10 protein-coding genes are annotated in these 13057 nt (G+C 49.0%); all 10 read left to right on the top strand.

What is annotated here, in order from left to right; all coding sequences use genetic code 11:
* Positions 1 to 448 precede the first annotated feature (448 nt).
* The 10 genes from rlmB (at position 449) to T494_RS0107195 (ending at position 13045) form a co-directional block, all read left to right on the top strand.
* Positions 449 to 1228, top strand: a complete 780-nt coding sequence (gene rlmB, locus T494_RS0107245) for a 23S rRNA (guanosine(2251)-2'-O)-methyltransferase RlmB (RefSeq protein WP_051540195.1) — start codon at positions 449 to 451, stop codon at positions 1226 to 1228.
* Positions 1229 to 1247: 19 nt separating this feature from the next.
* Complete coding sequence (locus tag T494_RS12610; protein WP_051540192.1) at positions 1248 to 3773, top strand: hypothetical protein; 2526 nt, start codon at positions 1248 to 1250, stop codon at positions 3771 to 3773.
* Positions 3774 to 3796: 23 nt separating this feature from the next.
* A complete protein-coding gene (locus T494_RS0107235; protein ID WP_028505725.1) occupies positions 3797 to 4945 on the top strand; it encodes a hypothetical protein in 1149 nt (382 codons plus the stop codon).
* 176 nt (positions 4946 to 5121) lie between these two features.
* A complete protein-coding gene (locus T494_RS12605; RefSeq protein WP_081777253.1) occupies positions 5122 to 5844 on the top strand; it encodes an ATP-dependent Clp protease proteolytic subunit in 723 nt (240 codons plus the stop codon).
* Positions 5845 to 5988: 144 nt separating this feature from the next.
* Positions 5989 to 6852 (top strand): undecaprenyl-diphosphate phosphatase, encoded by an 864-nt coding sequence (locus tag T494_RS0107220; RefSeq protein WP_028505724.1) that lies wholly within the window; start codon positions 5989 to 5991, stop codon positions 6850 to 6852.
* 91 nt (positions 6853 to 6943) lie between these two features.
* Complete coding sequence (locus tag T494_RS12600; RefSeq protein WP_037344214.1) at positions 6944 to 9622, top strand: DNA translocase FtsK; 2679 nt, start codon at positions 6944 to 6946, stop codon at positions 9620 to 9622.
* A 22-nt stretch (positions 9623 to 9644) separates the two neighbouring features.
* On the top strand, positions 9645 to 10694 hold the full coding sequence (locus tag T494_RS12595) for a ComEC/Rec2 family competence protein (protein ID WP_051540190.1): 1050 nt from the start codon (positions 9645 to 9647) through the stop codon (positions 10692 to 10694).
* 4 nt (positions 10695 to 10698) lie between these two features.
* Complete coding sequence (locus tag T494_RS0107205; protein WP_028505723.1) at positions 10699 to 10923, top strand: DUF3006 domain-containing protein; 225 nt, start codon at positions 10699 to 10701, stop codon at positions 10921 to 10923.
* Between the two features lie 20 nt (positions 10924 to 10943).
* Positions 10944 to 11816: a MurR/RpiR family transcriptional regulator gene (locus T494_RS0107200; protein ID WP_028505722.1), complete on the top strand. Its 873-nt coding sequence runs from the start codon at positions 10944 to 10946 to the stop codon at positions 11814 to 11816.
* Positions 11813 to 13045: an NAD(P)/FAD-dependent oxidoreductase gene (locus tag T494_RS0107195; RefSeq protein WP_028505721.1), complete on the top strand. Its 1233-nt coding sequence runs from the start codon at positions 11813 to 11815 to the stop codon at positions 13043 to 13045. Before T494_RS0107200 ends, T494_RS0107195 begins: the two co-directional genes overlap by 4 nt.
* Positions 13046 to 13057: the final 12 nt, after the last annotated feature.

The following is a 13057-nucleotide window of genomic DNA, read 5'->3' as shown; positions in this document are numbered from 1 at the left end:
AGAGATTAAGAGGAAACACTTTCAAGAGGTCACCTCAATTATTTACCAAACATACGATGATAATTCGGATTTACCACAATATCCTTGCATAGCAGTTGGAGATATTCTCTTGGGAAAAGTTTTCCTCAAACTCTCCTTTTGAACTTCTACATATTTTCGGCAATCGGGAGGCATGGCTCCCGATTGCCGAAAATCTATAAAAGGTTTAGGAAGGGGGTCTGGGGGATAACCCTTCTCCAAAAGGGTTTCCCCCAGCTGCCACGCAAGGGTACTGCGGTAAATTCTGATTTAGCAATAGGGTGGGAGACTGGTAAAATTGACGATAAGGGATTTAATAAAAGCACAAAATAATAAAAAATAACGAAAATTCTCGAAAGCTATTGGCTTTTGAGATTTTTTATGTTATAATAAATCGGTATATTATTAAATATCGGAAAGAGACAGAGATATGAGAGAAAAAAACATAAACAATGGGCATGGGGCTGATAGCGATCAGTGGGAGAGCCAGCTTATAGTAGGTCGGAACCCTGTTATCGAGGCGTTGAAGGCAGACAAGCTCATAGATGTGATATATGTAAATCCCAATGCCACGGGTTCGATAACTCTTATCTGCAAAATGGCAAAGGAAAAGGACATCCTTGTAAAGCGGGTAAACGAGATCAAGCTGAACAACATGGCAAAGGGTGCTTCACACCAGGGAGTTATTGCCGTTGGTGCGTGTGCAGAATATGTGGAGCCGCAAAGGCTTCTGGAGATTGCCTCGGAAAGGGGCGAGGATCCGTTTATTATAATCTGTGACGAGATAGAGGATCCTCACAATCTGGGTGCGATAATAAGAACGGCTGAAGCTGCCGGGGCGCATGGTGTAATAATTCCCAAGCGCAGGAGTGCAACGCTGAATCACACAGTCTTTAAATCCTCTGCAGGGGCAGCGAGCTGGCTGCCTGTGGCAAGGGTGGCAAATCTTGCAGCAACGGTTGATATGCTTAAGAAAAACGGCGTGTGGATATATGGAACAGACGGAAGCGGCGAAAGCTATGACAGCGTAAGGATGGACGGTCCGGTGGGACTGGTGATAGGTTCCGAGGGATTTGGCATGAGCCGTTTGATGAAGGAAAAATGCGACTTTCTTTTAAGTCTTCCCATGGCAGGAAAGATAAACTCGCTGAATGCTTCGGTAGCGGCAGGGATTTTCATGTATGAGATAGTAAGGCAGCGCAACAAATAAAAACGGGAGTTGATTTATCTTGGATAAGGATTTCTCAATTGATGAACTTTTATCTGAATATAACGAAAGGCTGGACAGGCTGGGGGGCAAAAAGAAGGAGCCGGAGAAGAAAGCTGAACAGCCTGCGGAGGAAAGCACCGAGCAGGCAAAGGCTATGGCAGGCTTTACGACGGAATTTGACAGTCAGCCGGACAGGTGGATCCCGCCGGAGAGCGAGGAGGATATAAAGCCTGTTATCGCTGAGCAGCCGTCAGAGAGCGAGGCTGAGCAGGAAGCTGAGCAGCAGACTCGGCAGGACGAATTTGCACAGCAGATCAATAACGCAGCAGATGCACTGCCGCTTGATATGCCCGCCGAGCAGGAGCTTATCCAGCAGATGGGCGAGGCTGAGCCGGAGGGAGAACAGGATTCCCCGACCAATGCCGAGGGTGACGAACAGGACGAGCAGCAGTCACCTCAGGATGCGCAGGAAGAGCGCAGAGAGAGAAATGAACGCAACGCCGCAGTTATCAGCAATCTGTCAAAGATGAAAAGACAGAAGGCGAAGCGGGGAGAGAATGTTTCACCCAAGAACAGAGCAAGTCTGAAAGACTTTAAACTGGGGCTTACAGGCAAGATAATACCAAAGACAGAGGAATTTGACAAGGCACAGATACCCGACAACAACACCAGCTTTGAGGAGCGTTCGGAGTTTCTTTCAAAACGCAGACGCAAAAAGGTTGAGAATTTCAGGCTGGATACCGAAGACGGCAGCGACGGATTTGACAGGGTATCAGGCGGCAAGACAGCTTCAAGGGACGAATTTGAGAGCTTTGAGCAGGCACCGGAACTGCTGTCAGATATTCTTGAGCTGAAAATGAGCTTGCGCCGCAGACTCCTTGTGCTTGTTATTGCGGCGGTCGTGGGAGTGCTGCTGGCATTGGCAAACGATTTCAGGATAGCACTTGTGAGCGTATTCGACAGGACTGTTCACCCGGCTGTTTATACGGTGCTGAACGTGCTGTTGGGCGGTGTGGCGGTATTTGAGGGCTATACCGTTATCCGCTCGGGAATAAAGAACCTTATCAACGCAAATGCAGATTGCGACTCCATTGCGGCGATAGGCATGATAAGCGGACTGTTCTCGGGATTTATGGCTCTTTTCTCCACAGGCTCGGTGAGCGGAAGATATTATCACATATACATAGTTGTGGGGATAGTAGGGCTTGTTTGTAACACTATCGGCAAAATTATGATAGTTGACCGCACGGAAAACAATTTCAGATATATCGCCGGAGAGTATGACAGATACGCTGTAAAAACAGTGGAGAACGAGGACGTTGCGGCAAACTTCACCCAGGGGTATGTTGACGAATACCCCATGCTTGCAAAGATGCAAAAAACCGAGTTCGTAAAGGACTTTATGAAAAACAGCTACTGCACAGATGCTGCGGACGCTCTTTCAAGAAGAGTAAGTCCTATGATACTGCTGTGCGGACTGCTTCTGGGACTTTTGTCCTTTGTATTCGATAAGGGCGCATCTTCGCCTGTGGACAAGATCCTTGTGGCTCTGGCGGCATATGCCGGTACGGTTAGTATGTGCTCGTCCATAGCACTGATATTCGTGGTGAATATGCCTATGACAAGGGCATCTCAGAAATATCTGAAACACTCGGCGATAATGATGGGGTATAACTCGGTAGACGAATTTTCACAGACCAACTCGGTGCTTGTTGAGGCAAAGCAGCTTTTCCCCATGGGAATGGTGGACTTTATCAAACTCAAGATGCTTTCCACCACCTCTCTGGAGGAATGCATACTTATGGCGGCAAGCCTTTCATGCCAGGCAGACAGCGTACTAAAATCTGCGTTTTACAAAATGCTCCGGGGAAAGACCGAGATGCTTTACCCTGTGGAGAGCTATATATATGAGGACGGACAGGGTCTTTCCGGCTGGATAGAAAACAAAAGGATACTTCTTGGAACCAGGGAGCTTATGGAAAATCACTCCATAGAGGGGCTTCCGCCTCTTGCAAAGGAAATGGAGTATGCAGGGGAGAACGTTGCGGTCTACCTTTCAATATCCGGCGTTGTCACCACGCTTTTCGTGGTCAGGGCAATGGCGAGCCCTTCGATCTCCGGCTGGATGCAGGAGCTTGAAAACGAGGGCGTTGTTACGGTTATAAGAACTGTGGACAGCTTCCTTACCAAGGACTTTATCTGCAATTCATTCGGCGTTGAACCCGATTCTGTTAAATTTCTGCCGTTTCGGTATCACAAGGATTACGACGAGCAGACAGACTATGTTCCGAAAACATCTGCATCGGTGGTATGCAGCGGTCACTTTCAGTCGCTGGCTATGCTTATACTGGGGGCAAAGAAGCTTAAAAATGCAGCAGACCTCGGCGTTGCATTCCAGTTCGGCGGCATGGCTATGGGGGCACTTTTGTGCCTTATAATGAGCATAACCGGAGCATTTGCCCAGATAAGCGCATCTGCGGTGCTGGGGTACAATTTGCTTATGGTGATAGTTGCAATGATCGTTCAGCAGTTCAAGAAAATTTAAGAATAAAAAGGGAGGCGAAAAAGATGAGGTCAGGCGGAAGAGTCCTGCTGCTGGCAGCGGCAGCGGCTTTGTGCTTTACTCTTGCAGGCTGTGAAAAGAAAAAAGACAGCGGTGAGCAGGAATCCTCATCGTCGTCAGTCTCCGAATCCTCTGCAAACCCGTCTACTGTGTCGGTGAAGAAATATACATTCCCCGAGTTCATGAGTGCGCAGAAGGAACCGGATATGCTGTCCAGAGAGGTATATAAGAGCTTTGACAAGGACAATGCGGAGGTGCCTGTAAAAGAGCAGCCTTTTAAGGATCATGAGTGCAAAAAGTGCATTGGCGGAATGTTTTACACATACGGCGAGGGTGAGTATGTGGGACTGCTTGACTCCCATGGGAATGTGGTAATAAAGGCGGACAAGATATACGATATAACTGCGGTGTCGGGGGATCTGCTGGTTTGTTATTCCGACAGGGAGCACAAAAAGCCCTCGGATTATTACACGATGACAAGCAGCGGTGCGGCGGTAAAGGCAGACAGCAGTACGGTTGGATTCAGGGCAACTGCCATATCCGTTAATGCTCATGCCGAACAGGTGCCGGGAGCACCTGAACCTGTACAGAGGTTCACCCTGGACATTGACCCCCGTGTGGTGAGAACTCCCACGGTGGAGTACCCGGCAGGGAATAGCCTGTGGGATACGCTGGAAAAGTGCGAGCCCCAGAGCATAAATACCGCCAAAAGCTACCGTGCGTACTACAAGGCGACACGAAGCGGTGCGTCCTATTACATCTGTTTTGATGAGTATTACAACTACTACGTTTACGAAGCGTCATATGCAAGGATAAGGATGAAGATAGGCAGCGACACAGGAGAGTGCTACGTTCAGAGCTTTGACGATTACACCGAGCTTTCAAAAATGGTCAAAAGCTTCGGCAAGGCAGGCTCTACTACCATGCCCGACGGCAACGAGGGGCTTGATTATGTTCAGATAACCTTCGGCATCAATTCCGCAGACCAGTATGCTATGACCATGTCCTCGGACGGGTGGTGCTTTGTGGATAATCTCACACATGTGAACCAGCCGGACAACAAGTTCTTTGCCTGCTACGACAAGGACAGCTTTGTAAGCCTTGTACAGTGGGTTGACCAGGTGGTCTCCAAGGAGTATGCGGCAAAGAAATAAGAAATGAAAGTTATAATGCAGGAACGTGTCACAGTTCCTGCATTTTTTCGTAAAAACAGGGGGCTTTGCGGTTGACAATGAGGGGGTTGTGTGATATACTTAAATAGGTTATGACGGCGTTTTTTGCATATTTTTCACACCGCTGCGAATACTCTTGTTAGAAGGAGAGTGAGCGTATGTGTGAAAGCAGCGAAAACGAAGCTTGTTTGCAGGACGAGAAGAAGGACGAAATATTGGAATTCGGCAGCGTGATGCTGTCAAATGCAAAGCATAATATCCATTGTCTGAACATCATCGGACAGGTGGAGGGGCACTATATCCTTCCGGCACAGAACAAGACCACAAAGTATGAGCACATAATACCCGCCCTGGTGGCTATCGAGCAGGACAGGACCATCGAGGGACTGGTAATAATCCTCAACACGGTGGGCGGTGACGTAGAGGCGGGACTTGCCATTGCCGAGCTTATTGCAAGTATGAAGACTCCCACAGTTTCTCTGGTGGTGGGGGGAGGACACTCCATAGGTGTTCCTTTAGCGGTGAGCGCAAAAAAGTCTTTCATAGTCCCCAGCGCAACTATGACTATTCACCCTGTGAGGATGAACGGAACGGTGCTGGGAGTTCCGCAGACACTTTCCTACTTTGACAAGATGCAGGAAAGGATAGTGCGTTTTGTGTGCCAAAACTCAAAGATGACACCGGAGCGTTTCAGGGAGCTTATGCTTGCCACAGGGCAGCTGGTCATGGACGTGGGCTCGGTCATTGACGGTGAAACGGCGGTAAAAGAAGGACTTATTGATAAGCTGGGCGGACTGAGCGATGTTATAGACTGCCTTTACGATATGATAGAGAACAGCTCGGAAAAAGAGGTGATAAGCTGTGATGTTCACGGTGATTGACCTTTATGATGTGTTCAGAACGGACATATTTCCGTGCAGGGAGCAACGGCGCAGGACAATGTTCAGCACCTGCCCGAGGGATTATCTCAGCAAGGACGGATTTTATCTTTAAAAATAATATAGATTTTGTGGGAGGAAAAAACAATGAGTTTGATAAGTGCCATATTCCAGGCTATCATTCAGGGACTTACAGAGTTCCTTCCGGTTTCCAGCTCGGGACACCTTTCCCTTTATCAGCATTTTACCGGAAACAGCGGAGAGGGTGCACTTTTCTTTTCGGCGGTGCTGCATCTGGGTACTCTGCTTGCGGTGTTCGTTGCGTACCGTGTAAGGATCATAAATATGATAAAAGAGTTTTTCTCCATGATAGGGGATATAAGCCACAAGAAGTTCTCTCTGAAGGAAGCTAACGCTGACAGAAGAATGGTGGTCATGGTCATCGTTTCCACACTTTGCCTCTTGCCGTTTGTAATATTCAAGGGCTGGTTCGAGTCGGTGGCAGAGGATTCAAGCATTTTTGCAGAGGGACTTTGCTTTTTGTACACGGCGGCTATCCTTTTCCTTTCCACAAAGTGTATGAACGGCAGAAAACAGGCTGCTAATATCACGGGAAGAGACTCGGTGGTGGTAGGACTTTTCCAGGGCGTTGCTTTGCTGCCGGGAGTTTCAAGGTCCGGTTCTACCATAAGCGCAGGGCTTTTCTGCGGCTTTTCAAGAGCTACTGCTGTGGAGTACTCCTTTATCCTGGGAATACCCGCAATACTCGCAGGCTGCCTGTCAGAGCTCCTGAAGGCAATAAAGGAGGGCGCAGCTATCCAGTGGGGACACTGCTTCGTGGGATTTATAGTTGCTGCGTCTGTGGGTCTGGGAGCTATAAAGCTTATCAACTGGCTGGTCAAGTCGGACAGATTCAAGATATTTGCCATCTACACACTGGCTCTGGGCGGCGTTGTGCTTCTTATATCCATAATCGAGGCGATAAAGGGTTCACCCATTACTTTTGCATAATACATAGCATATATGTCAAAAAAGTCTGGAAGGGGTTTTCAGACTTTTTTGCGACTTTTGACAGTTATTTTTGAAAGGAAAATGTTTTAAAATGGCGGCAAAAAACACTTCGGCTACCACAAAAAAGAATACCGCTAAAAAGACCGCAGGAACTAAAAGCACCGCTAAAAAAACCGCCTCAAAGGCTGGCACAGGTGCTAAAAAGACTGCCGCAAAGGCAGATGCAAGAAAGAATGTCAAAGCAAAGGAAAACCGCAGGTTCTGGTCGTTCATCCTGTTCTTTTTCGGGATATTCGAGCTTTTTGCGACTTTTATCAAGGGCGACGGACTGTGGTTCAGACTTTACAGCTTCAACAGGGGTATGTTCGGCATATCCGTGTTCCTGCTTGCGCCGATGTTCATTTATGTGGCATTGATGATAGCTTCGGACTATACCAAAAACACCCTTCTTGCAAAGGTCATAGAGGGTGCTGTGCTCATGCTGCTTTTCAGCGCAGCGGCACAGATAATCATGGTGGGAAGCGTCGAGGGAAGCTCGGTGGCAAGAAAGCTGGAATGGCTTTTCGATAACGGAAAAAAACTCAGCGGCGGCGGAGTTGCAAGCGCAGTGCTGGGCTGGCCGTTGCTTGCACTCTTTAAGCGTGTTGGCGGGGCGATAATAATTCTTCTGATGATATTCACGTTTATCATGCTTCTTACAGATATTACACTGCCCCAGCTTTTCAGGGCGATCTCAAAGCCTTTCAAAAAAGGTTACAATGCAGTTAATGAGGAAAGATACAACCGTGCTGAAAGGGCGGAGAACAAGGCTCAGAGCCGGACAGATAATTATGCATCGCAAAGACAGGGAGTGCCGCAGGGGTCACCTTTCAAAGCTCCCAAGGCATCGAGGAGACGTCTGCGTAAGGGCAGGACAGATGCAGAGGTGGATTTTGCAAGGTATCTTGAGCAGGAAAAGAAGGAAAGAGAGCTTCAGCAGAGAGAAGGCGTACCCGATTACATAGAGTACGACTATATGGATATTGATCCGAAACAGCTGCCGGAGCTTGATATAAAGCCTAAGGCGGAAAAGGGAGATAGCAAGGATAACGAACAGGATAAAAAGGATCTTCAGGATATAATCGCCAAGGCGGTGGAAAGGGCAGGTCAGCCCAAGGAGGAACAGGCTGAGCAGGACAAGGAAGAAGCACCTCAGCAGGAAGAGCAGGTGGAGGTCCATGTGGAAAAGAACGGACAGACCACCCTTTTTGAGCAGGAGGAAAAGGTGCCTGCTTATGTAAATCCGCCTGTTGATATTCTTAAATACGCAAAGAGCAAGGTGCCAAGTGAGGTCACTCAGGAGGAGATAAACGAAAAGGCGGACAAGCTGGTGTCCACGTTGGAGACCTACGCTGCAAAGGCAAGGATAGTGGGAGTTTTCCACGGTCCTTCGGTAACAAGATACGAGATAGAGCCGGCTGCCGGCGTAAGGGTAAACAAGATAACAGGTCTTTCCGAGGATATTGCCCTTAACCTTGCGGCTACAAGCGTGCGTATTGCGCCTGTACCGGGTAAGCCGTGCATCGGTGTGGAGGTCCCCAACACACACAGGGAAATGGTGTCGCTGCGTGAACTAATCGACAGCGAGGAATACCGCAGCGCAAAGGGCAAGCTGACATTTGCCGTGGGCAAGGACATCGAGGGCAATATCGTTATCGGAGACATTGCAAAGATGCCCCACCTGCTTGTTGCAGGTACTACCGGTTCGGGTAAATCGGTGTTTACAAACTCCATTATCCTCAGCATTTTGTACCACGCTTCTCCCGACGAGGTCAAGCTTATACTTATTGACCCAAAGAAGGTGGAATTTCCTATATACAACAATATTCCGCATCTGCTTATCCCTGTTGTCACCGAGCCTTTGAAGGCAGCGGGTGCGCTGGGCTGGGCACTTAACGAGACTATAAAGCGTTACAACAGGCTTGAAGCAAACCACGTCAAGAGCCTGTTCGAGTACAATGCTATGGTAAAGCAGGAGCGCAAAAAGCCTGAGGGAGAGCGAAATGAGGAAATTGCAAAGCTTGATATACTGCCGCAGATAGTTATTGTTATCGACGAGTTTGCCGACCTTATGATGGCGGCAAAGAGCGAGGTGGAGGATACCGTATGCCGTATCGCCCAGATCGCAAGAGCCGCAGGCATACACATGATAATTGCCACACAGTCCCCGAGAAAGGACGTTATTACGGGACTTATCAAGTCAAATATCCCATCAAGGGTCGCATTGAGCGTTTCCAGCATTATGGATTCACGTGTTATTTTTGACTACGGCGGAGCGGAAAAACTCCTTGGCAACGGAGATCTGCTTTACAAGCCGGTGGGTGTTAAAAACCCCATAAGAATACAAAGCGGCTACGCTTCCACCGAGGAGATAAGCGCAGTTGTGGAGTTCCTTAAAAGCGAGCATCCCACACAGTACAGCGAGGAAGTTATGCACGGCGTTGAGGAGAATATCCCTCAGGTCAAGGGCGCTTCGGATGACGGCGGCTCGGACAGCGTTGTGGTAAATGCAGATGATGAGCTTATAGACCAGGCTATCTCCATAATAGTCCAGACGGGACAGGCTTCCACTTCGTTCTTACAGAGAAAGCTGAAGCTGGGCTTTTCAAGGGCTTCACGAATTATGGACGAGATAGAGGAAATGGGGATCATAGGTCCACAGGAAGGCTCTAAACCCAGAGATGTGCTTATAAGCCAGCAGGAATGGATAGAGATGAGAGCAAGAAGATAGACAGGACAGGGGGCGCTGAGAGATGCAGCAAAACAGAAATAAGCTTGGAGGTCAGCCCCCGAAGCAGACTGCACCGGATAACAGCCGGGCGCTGATATTTATCGGAGTGGGGCTTATTGTGCTGGCTCTGATAGTTTTCGGACTTTTATTCCTGTTTTCAAAGCACGGCGATGACAGCTCCCGAGAGGAAAACGACAGCGGTTCTTTAAGCTCAGCGGGGAGCAGTCAGGATAACAGCAAGGCTGTGCACAACGGACAGAGCAGCTCAGGCAGCGCAGACAGTACAGACGGTTCTGGCAGCGGTGCTGCACAGGTAAAGGTCCACTTTATCGACGTGGGACAGGGGGATTGTACCCTTGTGATGTCCGCAGGCGAGGCAATGCTTATAGACAGCGGTGAACGTGACGATAGCGACAGGGTCATCAAGTATCTTAAAGAGCAGGGTGTTACAAAGCTCAGCTGTATCATTGTCACACACCCTCACACCGACCACATGGGTGAGATGCCCGACATACTCAAAGCATTCAAGGCAGACAGATTTATTATGCCAAAGGTGCCGGACAATATGGTCCCCACCATTATGAGATACGAAAAAATGCTCAAGCAGGTTAAAAATCAGGGACTGGAAGTGACCTGGTCAAGCAACAGCGAGTTCCGTCTGGGAGATGCGGTGATAAATACATACACTCCCAAGGGGCAGTTCGAGGAGCTTAACGATTACTCCACTGTGGTGAAGATAACCTGCGGCAGCAAAAAATTCCTTATAACCGGAGACACGGAAAAGGAAGAGGAGGCAGACCTTCTGGCGCAGAAACTTGACTTCAGGGCTGACGTTTTGAAAGTTCCCCACCACGGAAGCTACAAGGGGACGACCAATGAACTGCTGAAAGCGGTGGGTGCGCAGTATGCGGTTATATGCTGCGGTAAGAACAACGATTACGGTCACCCCCACGACTCCACCCTTAAACGTATAAACAAGTTTATCAGCAATGTTTACATCACCAAGGATAACGGAGATATCGTATTTTCCACGGACGGCAAAGAGCTTACGGTGACAAAGCAAAGGGGCTGAGCTTATGAGCTTTGAATTGACTATCGACAGGATAGAGAAAACAAAGGGCGGCTACGTTATCGCAGGAGAATGTGAGCAGCAGGATGTGAAAATAAAGGTTAAAAAGCTTTACGGCGCAAAAGAGGGAGATATTGTTGAGTACGACGGGCAAAGGCTGACTGTGCTCACGGAGAAAACGAAAATGCGCCGTGAACAGGTTTTAACGCTGCAAAAGGAATTGTTTGACTAAAGCCGGGGGAGGGCATTAAGATGAACAAGGATCTGTTTTCGCTTATAAATGAAAAGCTGCCGACCTTTTCAAAAGGTCACAAGCTTATTGCAAATTATATTCTTGCGCACTATGACAAGGCAGCCTTTATGACTGCTCAGAAGCTGGGCAAGACCGTAGGTGTCAGCGAGTCTACCGTGGTCAGATTTGCCGCAATGCTGGGCTGCGACGGGTACCCTGCGCTGCAAAGATCACTTCAGGACCTTATGCGCTCAAGGCTCACTGCTGTGCAGAGAATAGAGGTCACCTCCGATCAGATGAACGGCGATGACGTTCTTGACAGGGTGCTTAATCTGGATATCGACAGGATAAGGAGGACCCTTGAGGTAACCTCAAAGACCGACTTCAACAGGGCTGTGGACCAGATAATCTCCTGTAACACCATCTACATAATGGGAACCAGAAGCTCCGCTGCGCTGGCTGAATTCTTAGGGTATTATCTCTCCCTTATTTTTCCCAGGGTGAAGCTCGTACCCTCCATAACCACATCGGAGCTTTTTGAAAGAATAATGCATATTGACGAAAAGGACGTTATGATAGGTATATCCTTCCCCAGGTATTCCAAGCAGACGGTGAAGGCTCTTGACTTTGCAAAGCACAACGGCGCAAAGGTCATCGCTGTTACCGATTCGGCATCCTCGCCTATTGCAAAATATGCCGATAGCCTGCTGCTGGCAAGGAGCGATATGGCGTCCTTCGTGGACTCTCTGGTGGCTCCTTTGAGCCTTATAAACGCACTTATCGTTGCGGTGTCCATAAAGAACGTGGACAAGGTGTCGGCGACCTTTGAGAGACTTGAACAGGTCTGGGACGAATATGATGTTTACACTAAGAGCGAGGAAGAGGGACAATGAGCCTTGACTGTGTTGTTATAGGCGGTGGTGCAGCGGGACTGTTCTGCGCTGTAAAGCTGGCGCAAAGGGGGAAAAAAGCGGCTGTTATCGAGCATATGGACAGCTGCGGCAGAAAGCTTGCTATCACCGGAAAGGGCAGGTGCAACGTAACAAACAACTGCGATGCACTGACGGTCATGAATAACATACCTCGTAATCCGAAGTTTATGTTTTCCGCTTTGCAGGGCTTTGCTCCGGCTGATACAATGAGCTTTTTTGAGGGACTCGGAGTGCCCCTTAAAACCGAGCGGGGAGGCAGGGTCTTCCCATGCAGCGACAGCGCAAGGGATATTGTTCGTGCACTGGTAAAGGCGGCTGAGGACGCAGGGGTGAAGATAGTTTATGACCGGGCGGAGAAACTTATTATCCGAAGCGGCGCAGTGAACGGCGTTAAATGCACAGGCGGAGAGTATCATGCACCCAATGTTGTGGTTGCCACAGGTGGAAGGTCTTATCCCAAGACAGGCTCCACGGGAGACGGTTACAGATTTGCACAACAGACGGGACACACGGTGACTGCTATCACGGCTTCTCTTTGTCCTATGGTGACAAGGGAACACGAGGAGTGTGCAGATGCTATGGGTCTGTCGCTGAAAAACTGCACACTTTCCCTGTACGAGCAGGGCAAGAAAAAGCCGCTGTTTTCCGAGCTGGGGGAGATGCTTTTTACCCACTTCGGGCTTTCGGGACCTCTTGTGCTCTCGGCAAGTGCCCACATGGGCGACACGAACAAAAAGAGATACACCGTAAAGATAGATCTCAAACCGGCACTCAGCGAAAAACAGCTTGACGAGCGGATACTGCGTGATTTTTCCGGGTTCGAGAACAGAGAGTTCCAAAACAGCCTGGTAAAGCTTCTGCCTGCAAAGCTGATCCCCATTATCGTTAAGCGAAGCGGTATCGCCGGGGATAAAAGAGTGAACCAGATCACAAAGAGTGAAAGGCTGGAACTTGTGAGATGCTTAAAAGCACTTGAATACAATATACTTAGCCTGCGGCCTGTGGACGAGGCGATAATCACCCGTGGGGGTGTCAGAGTCTCGGAGATAGACCCGGGGACGATGGCTTCAAAGCTTTGCAGGGGACTGTATTTTATAGGGGAAGTGCTGGACGTTGACGCATATACGGGGGGCTTTAATCTACAGATAGCGTTCTCCACCGCAAACAGCTGCGCTGTGCACATGGCGTAGGGAGAAGTGCTG

The organism is Ruminococcus sp. FC2018 (assembly GCF_000621805.1).
Lineage (GTDB): Bacteria > Bacillota > Clostridia > Oscillospirales > Ruminococcaceae > Hominimerdicola.
Note: the sequence above shows the minus strand (reverse complement) of the source record. Positions and strands in the feature narration are given on the sequence as shown.